This is a genomic window from Metabacillus dongyingensis (assembly GCF_019933155.2).
Taxonomy (GTDB): Bacteria; Bacillota; Bacilli; order Bacillales; family Bacillaceae; genus Bacillus_P; species Bacillus_P dongyingensis.
The window spans coordinates 2029846-2045380 of sequence record NZ_CP082944.1 but is presented as its reverse complement, the minus strand read 5'-3'; the positions used below and the strand labels follow the sequence as shown (position 1 = coordinate 2045380).

The window sequence follows — 15535 nt, the reverse complement described above, 5'->3', positions numbered from 1 at the left end:
CTCTCACCCCATAACCTTTTGTTTTTCTTCTTCCTGGAGCTTTCTCCACAGCAGTTTTCCGCTTGATGTCATTGGCAGGCTATCTCTGAATTCAATGTGCCGCGGATACTTATAAGCGGCCATTCTTTCTTTTGACCAGTTCACAATTTCTTCTGCATCGATATTCCCTTCGAATTCTTTATTTAAAATAATGAACGCTTTAACGGTTTCACCGCGTCGTTCATCAGGAATCCCCACGACGCATGCCTGCAGCACGGCAGGATGCTGATACAGAACTCCCTCAATTTCCGTCGGCCACACTTTGAATCCTGATGCGTTAATCATCCTTTTGACACGGTCCACAATAAAGTAATAGCCTTCCTCATCGCGCTTGCCGATGTCACCTGTTCTAAAAAACTTTTTACCCTCAATCTCAATAAATGAGTTTTCATTTTCCTCTTCACGATTAAAATAGCCCAGGAAAATCTGCGGACCGGAAACAATGATCTCTCCCTCCTGCCCTGTTCCAAGCTCCGTAAGATGAACAGGATCGATCACTCTTGCGTCCACATCGAAAGATGGAATTCCCAGACACTGAAGCTTTGAACGGTCAGGCGGATTAAAATGAGTTTGGGCAATGGTTTCAGAAAGACCATATCCTTCAATGAACTTGAGGCCGGTCATTTTATACAGCTTTTCTCCTACAGCAGCAGGAAGAGCTGCCCCTCCTCCTGCGAGGTTCATCAAGGATGACATGTCTTCCTTGATAAGCGCAGGATTTGCTAAAAAGTCAATCAGCATCGTGCTGATGTTGATCCAGTGTGTCACTTTTAAATCGCGAATGACTTTTCTGGCATATTCCCTATCCCATCTGGTCATCATAATGACCGTTGCTCCTGAAAGAATCGGGATATGCATGCTGTGTACCATCCCTGTCACATGAAAAAGAGGCAGTGTTGCTAAACAGATCGCATCAGAAGTAGCATTCAGCCAATGATAGCCTCCAAATGTATTAGCCTGAACTGTCCGATGTGTATGCATGCATCCTTTTGGCAGTCCGGTTGTGCCGGAAGTGTAAGGCAAAACAGCCAGATCATCTGCAAGAGCTGTCATTTCAGATGGGGCAAATAATCCCTGTACAGCATCTTTCCAGATCGTATGATCATGATTTAATAGCTCAATCGCTCCTTTTTTTACCTCTTCCGGGATGTCCTCATTCAGTGAATCTGGAGAAAGATAATCACAGTAAGCAGCGACAATAACATTTTTCAGTGTGGTCGAATCAAAAACAGGCTGTATCCTTTCGTATAGCTCCTGTCCGATAATACCTGTCTTCATCTGACAATCATGAATATAAAACCTTAGCTCCTCTGCCGTATTCATCGGATTAATCGGAACAACAACCCCTCCCGCTCTAAGAATGGCATAATAACCGATGACAAACTGAGGGGAATTTTGAACGAACAACAAAACTTTTTCACCACGCGTGACGGATAATTTCTTTTCCAGGAACCCTGCGAGCGCATCAACTTCACGCAGTAGCTGCCTGTATGTAATTTCTGCACCATAATAATAAATCGCTGTTTTTTCAGGGTATCTCCTCGCCGAAATTTCCAGATTGTCATAAAGCGTCGTTTCAGGAACTGTTAACGTATACGGCACTCTTACCGGCCAATGTTCAAAATGAGTTTGAATCATCGTTATCACACCTCTTCTCTTTATTGGTAACGCTTACAAGTAATTTCTAACTTTTCTGATAAATACCTTTTTCTAATTAAAATATTTTCGAAAATTCTGATCGCGGTAATGAAATAGAGTTTCCCGAAAGATAACCGGGAAACTCCAGCTATTATTTTTTGATATTGACAAGCTTTCCATCTTCTACGGCATAAATAGAAGTTTTCCAGTCAAATCCATTGTTTTCAATGCCTGTTAAATGCCAGACCATCTGCTCGCCTTCTAGGTTTTTAATTCCTTCTTCCATGTTTTCCATGATTTTAGCCGGATCTGAGACTGTTCCTGCAGCCTGCATGGCTTTTACAGCTGCATGCAGAGCCTGATAGTTAAACGCACTCTCTGCAGTAGGAATCCCGTCACTCACTTCTGCATATTTATCAACAAATGCCTGTCCGCCAGATGCGTCACTTTCTTTAATTGGAAGCGTCCCAATCGCACCTTCCAGCATCTCATATCCGCCTAACACCGGCTCCATTTCTTCAAATTTCGCCTGATCCATCACCATAATTCCCCCTTTAAAACCAAGCTCTCTTGCCTGCTTGATTAGAAGAGCCGTTGGCTGAGATGGCCCGCCGACAAATAGAACGTCTGGCTTTTCTTTTAAGGCATTTGTCATGATTGTGAAGAAGTCTGTTTCTTTGCTGAAATCGACTGAGCCGTCAAACACGATTTCCCCGCCTTTTTTTTCCCAAACAGGCTTAATGGTATCGGTCCAATCTTTTCCGTATTGAGTAGCTGTGGGTATTAAAGCAAGCTTCTTCCCAAAACGCTCCATTTGATAGTCTGCAAACGGCTCTGGATAGGCATCATAAGCCGGAGGAATGCTCAAGGTCAGCTTATTTCCCTGTTCCTGAATTTTAGGCTCACTCGTATAGGCGCCGATAATGAAATTTTCCTGTTCATTAAATACTTGTGTTGCGAAAACCCCTCCGCTGTGCGGAACGAAAACGATTGGAGTCTTGTTTTCCTGCACAAGTCTCCGTGCGTTTGTACCTGTTTCATTCGGGAGATATTTGTCATCAAGGGAAACTATTTTTACTTTGTATTTTTTCCCGTCTACTTCAAAACCATCTTTATTAATTTCATCTGCAGCCATCGTTAAACCTCTTAATGTATTTTCCCCGTAAAACGCCGCAGGGCCTGAAAGAGGACCGCTAAAACCGATATTGACTGTTCCGTCTTTTGAACCTGATTCTCCCGAAGCAGTTGACGATTCACTTGAATTGCAGGCTGTGAGTCCGAATAAAGAAATAGACAATCCAAGAACAAGACCCATTTTTTTCAGCGATATCACATTGATTCCCCCTATTTTTTTGTTTGCCTTCTTCAGACTGAAGGCTATGATCATGCGCCTATGTAAGCACGCTTAATCTCTTCGTTATCAAACAGTTCATCTCTTGAGCCTTCCATTACAAGCTGTCCGCTTTCCATGACATATCCTCTTGAAGAGATGGAGAGAGCCGCATGCGCATTTTGTTCCGCAAGCATTATGGTGGTGCCGTTTTTATGGATTTCCTCTATGACTTTGAACATTTGGTCAACGATAAGCGGTGCAAGTCCAAGCGATGGTTCATCAAGAAGAAGGATTTTCGGATGGGACATGAGTGCCCGTCCGATCGCAAGCATCTGCTGCTGTCCCCCGCTTAAAGAGCCTGCTGCATCTTTTCTTTTGTCAAACAAAATCGGGAAGAGTGCATAAATTTCATCCAGCCGCTGTTTGACCATCTCTCTTTCCTTGCGGTGACTGTAGCTTCCCATTTTTAAGTTTTCATAAACGGACATTTCAGAAAACAGCTTTCTTCCCTCCGCACACTGGACGATTCCGGATCTGACCAGCTTATGGGGAGGTTTGTTCTGGATTTCTGCTTCATCAAATATGATTTGTCCTCCTGAAACTTTATTCAGTCCTGAGATTGTATTGAATAAAGTGCTTTTCCCTGCTCCATTTGCACCAAGGATCGTGACCAGCTCGCCTTGTCCAATCTCCATTGAAACATTTTTAAGCGCCTGATAGCGGCCGTAATAAACATCAATATGTTGCAGCTTCAGCATAGGCATGTCCTCCTAAATAGGCTTCAATGACATTAGGATCCGACTGAATATCCCGCGGCAGACCCTCAGCAATTTTTTTTCCGTGATTCAGGACCATGACTTTATCAGCGAGACTCATGACCATCTTCATCTTGTGTTCGATGAAACAGACGGTATAGCCGTGGTTTTTCAGCTTAAGAATGAGTTCTGACAATCCATCCGTCTCATCAGGGTTCACACCTGCTGCCGGCTCATCCAGCAGCACGATCTTCGGTTCAGTGGCAAGCGCCAGAGCAATGGCAACCCTCTTTTGCGATTCTTGGGTAATAGAGGATGCTACCTCTCCCGCCAAATGTTCAATTCCGCAGAAAGAAAGAGCTTCCATCGCTTTGTCATAACACGCTTTTTGTTCTGATTTCTCTCTCCTGCTGTTAAAAATGCCATCGAACAGATGCGCTTTCGTACGGAGGCGGTAGCCGATCAAAACGTTATCAATAACCGTTGAATCTGAAAATAAATTCGTCGTTTGAAACGTTCTGCCGATTCCAAGCTTCGCCATTTTTGCGGGTTTGGCTCTGGTCACATCTTTTCCTTCAAAATGAATGCTTCCTGACGTAGGGGAATGAAAGCCGCTGATCAAGTTCAGAAATGTGGATTTCCCTGCGCCATTTGGACCGATAATGGCGGTAATCTTACCTTGTTCAATCGCAAGATCAACGTGATTCACTGCCGTTAGACCGCCAAAGGATTTAGTCAATTGATTAATCTCGATCAGCATCAGCCTGCCTCCTTCACTTTCTCTTTTACCTGTGCTGTCCTGCGGTTATAAAGATGCGCTTTTACAGAATAATAACTGCCGACCAGCCCTTTAGGATAGAAAAGCATGATCAGCACAACAATCGGCCCGAAAATCAGCATTCTGTACTCTTCTAAAAATTGAAGAGATTGTGTGACAGAAACAATTAAAAATGTGCCCAGAATCGGCCCCGTCATTGTTCCGATCCCTCCGACAAGCAAATACATCAGCATTTCAAACGTCACCGTGATCGCTGAAATGTCCGGGCCGAGAAAACGGATAAAACCTGCATAAAGAACACCGGCAAGCCCTGCAAAAAAGGCAGACAGCACAAATGACAGCAGCTGATTTTTCATAATATTGATTCCGATTGTTTTTGAAAGATCTTCACTCCCGCGAATCGCTTGAAGTGTTCTTCCAAAAAGAGAATCTTTTATTCTTTTAACAACAAAGATAGTTCCAAGCAGGAAAAACAGAATGAAGTAATATTGAGATTCAATTGTTTCAAACGTGATCGGTCCGATTGGAGACGGAACAGGAATACCGATCAGACCTCTGACTCCCCCTGTCACCTCATCCCATTTATCAATGGTCAAATAAATAATGAAACCGACACACATCGTATAAATTGCAAAAAAGTGATGTCTTGTTCTAAGCGCAATCAAACCAATTAATAAGCTTAAAACTACTGTAACGGCCAGAGCAGCAAGAAAAGCCAGCCAGAAATTTATTTGAAAGGTCGACGTCAATATGCCGAGAGTATATGCCCCGCATGCAAAAAAACCGGCGTGTGCAAGTGAAAGCTGCCCTGTAAATCCAGAGATGATATTTAATCCGTAAACCGCTATCGACCAAATCATAACGAGAATGATAATTTGCTTGTGATAGTGATTTTGAGACATCAGCGGGAACAAGACAGTAACCAGCAGGATACCCAGCAGCGCAAGTCTTTGAATCTTCATGTGCGCACCCCCTTTGAAAATAATCCTGTTGGCTTAATCGTTAAAATCGCCACTAAGAGCAGAAAGGCTATCATATCTTTATAATCATTTGATAAATAAGTAGCGCCAAGGCTTTCCGTTAATCCAAGAAGAAAGCCTCCGACAATTGCCCCTGGAATACTTCCCATGCCTCCGATGATAATAATGACAAAGGCTTTCATAATAACCAGACTTCCCATCGTTGGAAAGACAAGATTAATAGGGGAAGCAAGCGTCGCTGCTGCAGAAGCAAGACCCGCTGCAATGGCGAATGTAAGCATGGCGACCATGTTTGCATTTATACCTACTAAAAACGCCCCTTCTCTATTTTGCGACATGGCCACAATCGAAGCGCCAGTCATTGTCTTTCTCAGGAAAAAATGGAGAGCAAGCATTAATAGAATTGAAGATACAACAATCAAGATTCGCTGCTGGGTCAGGGTCAACCCGAAAATTTCCACAACTCCTGAAAAAGGAGTTGGCATTTGTTTATAATCTGTGCCCCAAATTAAATGAGCCAGTGCTTCGAAAAAGAGCATAAGTCCAATGGCGGCAACCATCACTCTCATCGGGTTCACGTTCCCTAAGAATTTGAACACAAACTGTTCGCATAGAATCCCTAAAACAGCCACAATGAGGATCGACAATAACATGGCTATCCAATAATTAATGCCATATTGGGTCATAAACAGAAGGCTTACATAGGCTCCGATCGTGTAAAAGGATCCGTGAGCAAAATTAGGGATGTGGAGAATGCCAAAAACGAGCGTCAAACCTAAGGCAACCAAACTGTAAACGCTTCCAATTGTAATACCGTTAAATAATTGCTGAAGTAATAGTTCCATTGCGGGCCCCCTTACTTTTTTTGTATCTGAAAATGACCAATAAGTTGAATAGATACGTTCATATGTGTCCGTATTAATGAAGTCTGTATGAATAAGAAGTGTTTTTTTCAGCATATAGGCGGATTAAGTAGAAGGATTTGCAGAATGCAATGGAAAAAAATGAGGCCTGTTTCATACCCGAACGGGCCCCATTTTATTTAGAAAAAATGACTGAGTTTTGCTCAATGATGGCAAGGGAAAGCGAACAAATTCTTTTATCTGCCCTTCCGGGGAAAACAGCCGATTTCGCTTTTCTTATTTAAGGAACTAAGATAAGTTTCCCTTTTGTTTGTCTTCCCTGCAGCATCTGATGGACTTCCTTCGCACTTTCCAAAGGATAGACCCCGCCGATTGTCAGCTTTAATTCTCCATTTTGAAGGTAACCAAGCAGGTCTGACAGGCTTTGTAAATATAACTCTTTCTTTCTCATGATCTGCGGAAGGAAAAATCCGATAACTGACAGATTTTGTGCCATGAGTGATGATGGGTAAAGCTTCGACTGTTCACCGCTCGCCACTCCATAGATAACAAGACGGCCAAATGGCGCCATACAGGATAATGTCTTACGGAACACATCGCCTCCAGCCATTTCGAGTGCTACATCCACCCCTTTGCCTCCTGTCAGCTGAAGAACTTCCTTTTCCCAGCCTTCTTGGGTATAATCGACCGCTTCGTCTGCACCCATTTCAATAGCAAGGCTTCTTTTTTCCGGGGTGCTCGCGGTTGCAATGACAATAGATGCTCCAAACAGCTTTGCAAGCTGAACGGCGATTGTCCCTACGCCGCCTGCAGCTGCATGAATCAGGACAGTTTCTCCCGGTTCGATTCGCCCCATGGTTTTTAAAATGTGATACGCACTGAGCCCTTGAAGAGGAAGTGACACCGCTTGTTTGACATCCACACCTTCTGGAACAGGAATTAATCCTCTCTCCTCAGCCACTGTGAATTCCGCATAGCCGGTTGCGCGGCTGGAACCAAGAAGTGTGACGACTTTATCTCCTTTTTTAAAGCGGGTGACCTCACTGCCGATTTCTTCAACTGTTCCCGCAACCTCTGCACCCGGAACAAACGGGAGAGGTGTATCAATGACATATTGTCCTTCCCTTCTAGCTGTATCTGCATAGTTAACGCCAATTGCTTCTATTTTGATTAAAACTTCGTTTGCTGCAGGCTCCGGAACTTCCATTTCAACTACTTTCAGAACCTCTGGACCGCCGTATTCTTCTAATTGAATCGCTCTCATCATCATCACTTCCCCTGAAAGATTGGCTTGCGTTTTTCTTTAAATGCATGAATGCCTTCCTGATGATCTTCTGTAGAAATCATCAGTGTCTGGGCAATCCGTTCCTGCTCCAATATTTCTTCAAGTGTACTGACAGCAGAAGCATTGATGATTTTTTTCATCATGCCATACGCTTTTACAGGCCCCTGCGAAAGCTTATGGGCATACGAAACAGCTTCATCCTTCAGCTGTTCTAATGGAACCACTTTGTTGACAATTCCATATTCCTCAGCCTGAGCTGCAGTAATTGGTTCAGCATTATAGAACAATTGCTTCGCTTTATAAGGGCCGATGATGCGAGGAAGAAAATATAACCCTCCTCCATCAGAGATCAGGCCTACCTGTGAAAAACTCATCACAAACTTGCTGTCTTCTGCTGCAAGAATTTGGTCGCATGCAAGAGCAAGATTAAATGCTGCACCAGCAGCAAATCCGTGTACAGCTGCAATAATCGGCTTATCAAGGTCTTTGAACGCCTTGATGCATTCATTCAAGCGTCCGATGTGGTCGTATACCTGCTGGCCATTAGCCTCACCCATCGTTTTCACGTCTCCGCCGGCACTGAATGATCTGCCTGAACCGCTTAGGACAACAGCCCTTATGCTGTCATCTGCTTTTGCTTGGTGCAGCTCAGTTGTTAATGCTAAAATCATGTCTGCGCTGAATGCATTCAGCCTTTCAGGACGGTTCAATGTTAAAAACAGTACATTCCCGCTTTTTTCTACCAGTAAATCGCTCATCTTTTTTCTCCTCCTTGGTTTATGTAATCAGCCAGCCGCCGTCTGCAAGCAGATCGGAACCGGTCATATATGACGCTTCGTGTGAAGCGGCAAATGCAATAATGTTTGCAATTTCTTCTGGTTTTCCAACGCGCTTTAATGCGGTATTCCGCTTAATGGCTTCTGAGAATCTCTCGTTCTGAAGACCAGGTTCAGTAAGCGGGGTTTCAATAAAGCCCGGTGACACGGAATTGACTCTGATCCCGTTTGGGGCAAACTCATACGCTAAAGCTTTTGTGAAATTGATAACAGCTGCTTTAGCTGAGCTGTAATGAGGAATTTCGGCCCCTGCTTTATGTCCTGAAAGGGAAGCAACATTGACAATCGCTCTGTTCCCCCTCTGAACAGTGCTTCTCTCTGTCATATAGCCGCCCAGTGCTTTTGAGGCAAGGAAGACACTTTTTAAATTGACACTCTGAACAAAATCCCATTGTTCAACAGTTGTTTCCATGATTCTTGAATGTACGGAGCCGCCTGCATTGTTGACAAGAATATGCAGATCTCCAAACTCCTCTTTTACATATGCCAGCAGAGCGCTGATATCCTCTTCCTTCGTCACATCCGCAGAGAATGGGAAAGCCGCTGTTTCAGCAATGTTCAGCTGATTAGCCGCTGCTGTCAGCTTTTCCTCATTTCTGCCGACAAGAATGACTTTTGCTCCTTCTGCAATGAATCGTTTGGCCGTTTCAAACCCAATGCCGCTTCCGGCTCCAGTTACAACGGCCACTTGATGCTGAAATCTCATGCGCACCCATCCTTTCAATTGGAACTTACCTTTATCCGATTGAAATCAACCAGTTCATCCCCTATCAGTACTGGTACTGTGCTGAAACAATCTTGATTGCTGATAAAGGTGATTTCTTCTCTAAATCCATACTCTTCAAGCATCTTTCCTACTCTTGACTGGCCAAGAACCGTAGCTGGCTCCTGTATGGTGCCTTCGTAAAATAATTTTGCCGTCAAGGCAGAATCACTGAGGCTCCAGCCTTCCTGAGCTGTCAGCTGATGAATTAAATACCCTGCTCCATAGAAGTCTTCCAGGCTGAACTGGCCGGATGAACCAGAGCAAACGATGATGATTGTTTCATCTTCATGTGAAGCTGAAAGAGCATCAGCAATAGCTTTTGAGTTTAATAGAGAACAAGCATAGACTTTTTTTGCCGGGCTGCTTTTATGAACGGCAACTGTCCCGTTTGTTGTGGATAAAATAACCTTTTTTCCTGCTGCAGTGTCTTTTAGAGCGGAAGGATTCGGATCAAGAAATCCCTCAATTGTCCTGCCTTCGTATTCGCCAACCAGAATGTATTCATCCTTGTTCATCCCTGCTGCACGGTCCCTTGCCTGATTGCCGTCCAGCACCGGGATAACGGAAACGGCCCCGTGATGAAGGACAGTCGTAATGGTGGATGTTGCGAGCAGGACATCAAACACAACCGCTATTTTGTTATCCATTTTGACTTCATCAATTTCTTCTTTCCTTGTCACAACATGTATTTTCCCCATAGTCAGTCCTTCTGTGCCAGGCGCAGGGCATGCTGGATCAGAGTTTCTGTAAACGGACCAAACCGGGCAAAGCGCTGGTCATTTGTCTGCCCTTTTTTATACCGGTAGTAAATTTGCTGGCAAATGACAGCCAGCTTAAACGTGGCAAACGTCGTGTAATAATGAATATTTGTGACATCTCTTCCGCTTTTTCTCGCATAGCTTTCAATAAACTGCTTTCTTGAATAGAAGGTGCCATTTGTTGTGATTGATGGCTTGCCCATTCCTTTTTTCAGCGGTTCAGGATCCTCTTCCTCCATCCAGTAGCTCATGGCGGCCCCTAGATCTGCGAGGGGATCGCCAATCGTGGTCATCTCCCAGTCAAACAAACCTGTCATCTTTTTCAAGTCACTTGAAAACAAGGAATTATTCAGTTTGAAATCATAGTGAATGACAGTAGGTTCGGGTGATGACGGCAGCTTTTCTTCCAGCCATTTTGTCAGCAGTTCCACTTCGCGAATGTCATCTGTTTTTGCCCTGTGATAGCGGCCAATCCAGCCGTGCACCTGGCGCTCCATAAATCCATCAGGCTTGCTCAGTCTTTCAATCGCTGTTCCTTTATAAGGGACTTCATGTAGGCTGACCAGCGTATCCACCATTAGCTCGGACATTGAATGGCCAAGTTCTTGTGATGCCTCCATTCCTTCTGGAAGCTCTGTATCCACCAGAACACCGTGGCGTCTTTCCATGACGAAAAACGGACTGCCTGCAATGGACTCATTGCTGCTGAAAAAATAGGGCTTGGGTGCCAGTGGAAAAAGAGGATGCAAGTCTTTCAAAATGGTATACTCTCTTTCCATATCATGAGCTTTAGGGGCAACAGGACCAAGAGGCGGCCTCCTCAATACCCCTTCCCAATCCCCTATTTTCAAAGCGTACGTTAAATTTGAAGCGCCTGTGCCAAATTGATCAATTTGCAGAGAACCTAAGGGGATATCATGAATTTCCGTTCTTAAGCAGTTCTCAAGAACCTCTGCATGCAACTCTTCCCCTGTGCGGACTGGAATGATTTGAGACATCGAATCACCTCTTTAGTTTGAAGATTCAGATTTTTATTTCTGCAGCAATTCTCTTCAGCTGTTCTTTAAGATGCTCCGGCATGACTTCTGTGGCCTGCGTCTTAAAGTTAAATGTGACAATAACTGCCTCCCCTTCAGCGATCAGTCTTCCGGTCTCCTGCTCTGTTATTTCATGAAGAACGGTAAAGCTTTTTAAACCGATTTTCCGAACGGAGGTTTTAATGATCAAATGCTCGTTAAAATAAGCCTGACCGCGAAAATCGCATGTCGCTCTTGCAAGGATAAACGGCCAGTCTCCGGAAGACATGGAATAGCCCAATGCTTCGAAAAACTGAACGCGTGCATCTTCCAGATAAATAAAGTAACTAGTATTGTTCACATGTCCGAGCGCATCTGTTTCGCAAAACCTTACTCTCATCCGTGCTTCATGCATAGAGCCCACATCCCTTTATTTATGGCTGAAAGCAGGCTTTCTTTTTTCAATAAATGCCTGTACTCCCTCTTTGATATCTTCTGTCTGAAACACTTCTTCAAACAGCTCCGCTTCAAGGTCAAGCCCTTCTTCAAGTGAGGTGCTCAGTCCCTGATCAACCGCTTTTTTAATCTTAGAAAGGGCAGGAAGTGAATGGCGAGTCATACGGCCTGCAAGTTCCAGCGCTTTTTGGAGCCCTTCCCCTTTAGGAACAACATAAGACACAAGCCCTATGTTTTTGGCTTCTGCTGCATCAATCGGATCGCCAGTAAACATCAGCTCTTTCGCTTTGGCATCTCCAACTGTGCGAGGAAGTCTTTGTGTGCCTCCTCCCCCCGGGAACAATCCAAGCTTAATTTCCGGAAGTCCGACCTGAGCATGTTCCTCAGCAATGCGGAGATCGCATGTTAAAGCGAGTTCACAGCCTCCGCCAAAAGTAAGCCCGTTCAAAACGGCAATTGTCGGCTTTGGAAACTGATCGATTTCATTTAAAAAAGCATGCCCCTCAAGAAAATCGGCTTTAATTCCTTTTCTGCCGATCAAATTAGGAAATTCTTTAATGTCCGCTCCGGCCATAAACGCCCTGTCTCCAGCCCCCGTCAGGATCACAGCAACGGTCTCATTGTCTTCTTTAAGAGCTGCAAAGGCTTCTTTCAGCTCCCTTGTGACCTGCTGGTTCATGACGTTAAGCGGAGGATTATCGATCGTTACGATGGCAACAGCACCCTTTTTTTTATATGAAACGGCACGCTCTGTCATTTTCTCACCTCTTCTTTTTGATATGTGTACCAGCCCTTGCCTGTTTTTCGGCCAAGGTTTCCTTCTCTTACCTTTTGTTCAATGCATGCAAATGGTTTATCTGCAGGATCTCCCGACTCTGCGAACCGCTGCTGCATAACGTAATACCCTACATCTATGCCGGATAAGTCCATTAATTCAAACGGACCGATTGGATGGTTTAAGGCTTTGCGGCAAATAATGTCAATATCTTCATAGCTTGCATATCCCTCTTCATATAGGAAAACCGCTTCCCTTTGGAGTGCTCCTAAAATGCGATTGGCAATAAATCCTGAAATTTCTTTCTTCAATAGTACAGCAGTGCGGTTGATTGTTTTGCAGACTTCCATTGTTAAATCGGCCGTTTCCCTTGAGGTCTGATCACTCATAACAACCTCTACACAATCCATGACAAGCGGTGGGAAAAAGAAATGCATGTTCACGACTTTGTCTTCCCGATTTGTCGCTGATGCGATCAGAGAATTGACAATCGTTGAGCTGTTAGAAGCCAAAATAGCATGAGGCTTCGCAAGCTGATCAAGCCTTGCAAAGAGTTCCCTCTTCACATCCAGTTTCTCTACCACAGCTTCAATAATAAAATCTGCATGACTTGCTGCCCGCTCAAGTGAAGATGTGAATTTCAATCTTGCAAAAGCAGCCTGTTTCGCTTCTTCTGTCAGCTTGGATTTTTTCACCCATTTATCCATGATGGAATGCAAGGTCGACTCGGCTTTTTCTAAAGCGGTTTCCTGAACATCCTGCAGGATGGTTTCAAAGCCGCCAAGCGCGCACAGCATAGCAATTTGATGTCCCATTTGCCCTGCTCCAATGACCGAAATTTGCTGAATGTCCTCTTTTTTCATGATTATCCTCCCCTTACGACTACTAACCAGTCGGTATGTTTCAGGCGAAGAAATTCCCGGTCACCCGAAAATCCCTTTAGATATTTAGTCCTTCAAGCACCATTTTCAGAAAAATTTCCGATACTTCATGATCAGATACGCGTCCGTTCGGATCAAACCAGAAGTAACTCCAGTTCGTCATGCCCAATATCCCGAATGTGACAATATCTGTCTGCAGATCTGAACGGAATTCTCCGGCAGCAATTCCCGCTTCAATAACCTGCTGAATCTTCACTCTGAAAAGATCTCTTTTGGCTACTACTTCCTCCATATCCTCTTCACTTAAATTTCTCATTTCCCTGAAGAAGACCTTCGCGCTTAATCCTTCTTTTTCGATGTCATGAATCAGCATATAAACAATTTCATGCAGTTTATCTTTGTACATTTTTTCATCATCCTGGATGATTTCTTCCTGTTTTCGGAGAAGATCGTCAATGTACTTTAAGTGAATCGCCATTAACAGCTCTGTTTTGCTTTTATAGTAATAATAAAAGGTGCCTTTAGTTACGCTCAGGCTGTCAACAATATCCTGTATAGATGTTTCTTTAAATCCTTTTTCTCCGAATAGCTGTATGCTTTGCTGTATGATTTTTTCTTTCATTATGCCTAATCCTCTCTTGCCTAGATTAAAGAGATTATACCATAAGCCCTATTAAGAGATTCATAGATTATTTGCTTTCAGATTTACCTTTTTACAACTTCTTCTCTGAGAGCCCTGCGCAATATTTTGCCGACGCTCGTTTTCGGCAGCTGATCCCGGAACTCGATGATGGCAGGCACTTTATAAGATGCCAATTGGCTTCGGCAAAATGAAATGATTTCGTCTGCTGTTGCACTTTTCCCTGATTTTAATACAGCAAAGGCCTTAACCGTCTCCCCGCGGTAAGGATCCGGCACGCCTATGACAACTGCTTCCTGGATTGCTTCATGTTCGTATAAAACCTCTTCGATATCTCTCGGATAAACATTGTATCCGCTGGCAATGATCATATCCTTTTTGCGGTCGGCAATATATAAATATCCTTCCTTGTCCACCTTTGCAATATCACCGGTATAGAGCCAGCCGTCACGAATTGTATTTGCTGTTTCCTCAGGCATATTCCAGTAACCTTTCATCACCTGGGGGCCTTTTATTATCACTTCCCCGAGAGTCCCTGCAGGAACCTCTTCTTTTCCTGTTGCTACATCAACAATTTTATAAGCTGTTCCCGGAACACCGATTCCTACACTCCCCGGTTTCCGCTCTCCAAAAGGAGGATTGCAGTGCGTCGTCGGCGCCGCTTCGGATAAACCGTATCCTTCCAGTATCTTTGCTCCTGTTTTCCGTTCAAATTCATTTAACAGCTCTACCGGCATTGGTGCGCTGCCGCTATTGCAGATCCGGATGCTGCTGATTCCGTATTCTTCTGCCCTCGGGTGGTTCGTGATCGCCACATACATGGTCGGAACTCCCGGAAAAATAGTAGGCTGTTCACGTTTTATCGTCTGCATGACTTCTTCAAGGTCAAAACGGGGCAGCATGATCATCGAGTTGCCGCGAAGAACCGTTAAGTTCATGCAGGATGTCATCCCAAACACATGAAATAGCGGAATAACGGTTAAACAGCGCTCTGCCCCAGACTGCACTTCATTCTTAAAGAATTCATACGATTGATAAATGTTTGCCATTAAATTGCGGTGTGTGAGCATTGCCCCTTTGGAGCGGCCCGTTGTTCCGCCTGTGTATTGAAGGACGGCAATATCATGCTCTGGCTCAATCTGCACAGGCAACACTTCCCCGGTCCCCATGCCCAGAAACTGCTGAAACGTATGGTCATCTGCATCAGGCATGATTTCTTCATGGAGGCTCACTGTTATGACTTGCTTTAAGTTTGTACTTCTTTTAACCGCTTTTACTCTTGGATAAAGCGCATCAAAAACAACGATGGTTTCAGCCCCTGAATCATTGAGAATATAATCGAGCTCACGTTCGACAAGCATCGGGTTTACCTGAGTAATAATCGCACCTGCTTTTAATGCACCGTAGTAGGCGACAACATACTGCGGGCAATTCGGAAGCATAATCGCCACTCTGTCGCCTTTCCGAATTCCTTTTTTCTGAAGGGCAGATGCGAAGGCAATGACCATTCCGGCAGCTTGATGATAAGAAATAGATTTCCCGTAAAATGAAATGGCCTCTTTTTCACCATACTTATGTACGGTTTCCTCAAACATTTGCGGAATGGAGATGTAAGGTATGTCAAAATCATGATGAACGTGCCCCGGGTACGTTGCAAGCCATTTATCCAATTGCAGGTTCCTCCTTTATGGTTAGGCTCTTTTCTGAGAATTTGCTGTTTTTTTTATCTGCATTCA

General features: G+C 44.2%; 16 protein-coding genes. All 16 read right to left on the bottom strand.

Annotated elements, in window-relative coordinates:
- Positions 1-3 precede the first annotated feature (3 nt).
- Entirely contained in the window at positions 4-1677 is a 1674-nt protein-coding gene (locus tag K8L98_RS10105) for a long-chain-fatty-acid--CoA ligase (protein ID WP_223441947.1), read from the bottom strand.
- A 151-nt stretch (positions 1678-1828) separates the two neighbouring features.
- Positions 1829-2992: an ABC transporter substrate-binding protein gene (locus K8L98_RS10100; RefSeq protein WP_223443307.1), complete on the bottom strand. Its 1164-nt coding sequence runs from the start codon at positions 2990-2992 to the stop codon at positions 1829-1831.
- 68 nt (positions 2993-3060) lie between these two features.
- Positions 3061-3768 (bottom strand): ABC transporter ATP-binding protein, encoded by a 708-nt coding sequence (locus K8L98_RS10095; RefSeq protein WP_223441945.1) that lies wholly within the window; start codon positions 3766-3768, stop codon positions 3061-3063.
- Complete coding sequence (locus K8L98_RS10090; protein ID WP_223441943.1) at positions 3746-4525, bottom strand: ABC transporter ATP-binding protein; 780 nt, start codon at positions 4523-4525, stop codon at positions 3746-3748. Before K8L98_RS10090 ends, K8L98_RS10095 begins: the two co-directional genes overlap by 23 nt.
- Positions 4525-5505, bottom strand: coding sequence for a branched-chain amino acid ABC transporter permease (locus K8L98_RS10085; protein ID WP_223441940.1), 981 nt, complete (start codon positions 5503-5505; stop codon positions 4525-4527). The genes K8L98_RS10090 and K8L98_RS10085 overlap by 1 nt, the downstream gene beginning before the upstream one ends.
- Positions 5502-6368: a branched-chain amino acid ABC transporter permease gene (locus K8L98_RS10080; protein ID WP_223441937.1), complete on the bottom strand. Its 867-nt coding sequence runs from the start codon at positions 6366-6368 to the stop codon at positions 5502-5504. The genes K8L98_RS10085 and K8L98_RS10080 overlap by 4 nt, the downstream gene beginning before the upstream one ends.
- A 298-nt stretch (positions 6369-6666) precedes the next feature.
- Positions 6667-7650 carry a quinone oxidoreductase family protein gene (locus tag K8L98_RS10075; protein ID WP_223443305.1) on the bottom strand — a complete coding sequence of 328 codons (984 nt, stop codon included), beginning with the start codon at positions 7648-7650 and terminating at the stop codon, positions 6667-6669.
- A 5-nt stretch (positions 7651-7655) separates the two neighbouring features.
- The gene (locus K8L98_RS10070) at positions 7656-8429 is read right to left on the bottom strand and encodes an enoyl-CoA hydratase/isomerase family protein (protein WP_223441935.1); all 774 of its coding nucleotides are present in this window, start codon (positions 8427-8429) and stop codon (positions 7656-7658) included.
- Between the two features lie 19 nt (positions 8430-8448).
- Positions 8449-9213 (bottom strand): SDR family NAD(P)-dependent oxidoreductase, encoded by a 765-nt coding sequence (locus tag K8L98_RS10065; protein WP_223441932.1) that lies wholly within the window; start codon positions 9211-9213, stop codon positions 8449-8451.
- Between the two features lie 14 nt (positions 9214-9227).
- Positions 9228-9971, bottom strand: a complete 744-nt coding sequence (locus K8L98_RS10060; RefSeq protein WP_223441930.1) for a 2-phosphosulfolactate phosphatase — start codon at positions 9969-9971, stop codon at positions 9228-9230.
- A 2-nt stretch (positions 9972-9973) separates the two neighbouring features.
- On the bottom strand, positions 9974-11029 hold the full coding sequence (locus K8L98_RS10055) for a phosphotransferase family protein (protein WP_223441929.1): 1056 nt from the start codon (positions 11027-11029) through the stop codon (positions 9974-9976).
- A gap of 25 nt (positions 11030-11054) precedes the next feature.
- Positions 11055-11462 (bottom strand): acyl-CoA thioesterase, encoded by a 408-nt coding sequence (locus tag K8L98_RS10050; protein WP_223441927.1) that lies wholly within the window; start codon positions 11460-11462, stop codon positions 11055-11057.
- 15 nt (positions 11463-11477) lie between these two features.
- Complete coding sequence (locus tag K8L98_RS10045) at positions 11478-12260, bottom strand: enoyl-CoA hydratase (protein ID WP_223441925.1); 783 nt, start codon at positions 12258-12260, stop codon at positions 11478-11480.
- The gene (locus K8L98_RS10040; protein WP_223441922.1) at positions 12257-13141 is read right to left on the bottom strand and encodes a 3-hydroxyacyl-CoA dehydrogenase family protein; all 885 of its coding nucleotides are present in this window, start codon (positions 13139-13141) and stop codon (positions 12257-12259) included. Before K8L98_RS10040 ends, K8L98_RS10045 begins: the two co-directional genes overlap by 4 nt.
- A gap of 76 nt (positions 13142-13217) precedes the next feature.
- Positions 13218-13781, bottom strand: a complete 564-nt coding sequence (locus K8L98_RS10035; RefSeq protein WP_223441920.1) for a TetR/AcrR family transcriptional regulator — start codon at positions 13779-13781, stop codon at positions 13218-13220.
- 83 nt (positions 13782-13864) lie between these two features.
- On the bottom strand, positions 13865-15475 hold the full coding sequence (locus K8L98_RS10030; protein WP_223443303.1) for a long-chain-fatty-acid--CoA ligase: 1611 nt from the start codon (positions 15473-15475) through the stop codon (positions 13865-13867).
- Between the last annotated feature and the right edge of the window lie 60 nt (positions 15476-15535).

Coding starts and splice junctions, on each gene's coding strand:
- K8L98_RS10035 (WP_223441920.1), bottom strand. CDS start 13,781: ATGAAAGAAAAAATCATACAGCAAAGCATACAGCTATTCGGAGAAAAA.
- K8L98_RS10075 (WP_223443305.1), bottom strand. CDS start 7,650: ATGAGAGCGATTCAATTAGAAGAATACGGCGGTCCAGAGGTTCTGAAA.
- K8L98_RS10080 (WP_223441937.1), bottom strand. CDS start 6,368: ATGGAACTATTACTTCAGCAATTATTTAACGGTATTACAATTGGAAGC.
- K8L98_RS10095 (WP_223441945.1), bottom strand. CDS start 3,768: ATGCTGAAGCTGCAACATATTGATGTTTATTACGGCCGCTATCAGGCG.
- K8L98_RS10055 (WP_223441929.1), bottom strand. CDS start 11,029: ATGTCTCAAATCATTCCAGTCCGCACAGGGGAAGAGTTGCATGCAGAG.
- K8L98_RS10050 (WP_223441927.1), bottom strand. CDS start 11,462: ATGCATGAAGCACGGATGAGAGTAAGGTTTTGCGAAACAGATGCGCTC.
- K8L98_RS10100 (WP_223443307.1), bottom strand. CDS start 2,992: ATGGGTCTTGTTCTTGGATTGTCTATTTCTTTATTCGGACTCACAGCC.
- K8L98_RS10090 (WP_223441943.1), bottom strand. CDS start 4,525: ATGCTGATCGAGATTAATCAATTGACTAAATCCTTTGGCGGTCTAACG.
- K8L98_RS10040 (WP_223441922.1), bottom strand. CDS start 13,141: ATGAAAAAAGAGGACATTCAGCAAATTTCGGTCATTGGAGCAGGGCAA.
- K8L98_RS10045 (WP_223441925.1), bottom strand. CDS start 12,260: ATGACAGAGCGTGCCGTTTCATATAAAAAAAAGGGTGCTGTTGCCATC.
- K8L98_RS10085 (WP_223441940.1), bottom strand. CDS start 5,505: ATGAAGATTCAAAGACTTGCGCTGCTGGGTATCCTGCTGGTTACTGTC.
- K8L98_RS10105 (WP_223441947.1), bottom strand. CDS start 1,677: ATGATTCAAACTCATTTTGAACATTGGCCGGTAAGAGTGCCGTATACG.
- K8L98_RS10070 (WP_223441935.1), bottom strand. CDS start 8,429: ATGAGCGATTTACTGGTAGAAAAAAGCGGGAATGTACTGTTTTTAACA.
- K8L98_RS10065 (WP_223441932.1), bottom strand. CDS start 9,213: ATGAGATTTCAGCATCAAGTGGCCGTTGTAACTGGAGCCGGAAGCGGC.
- K8L98_RS10060 (WP_223441930.1), bottom strand. CDS start 9,971: ATGGGGAAAATACATGTTGTGACAAGGAAAGAAGAAATTGATGAAGTC.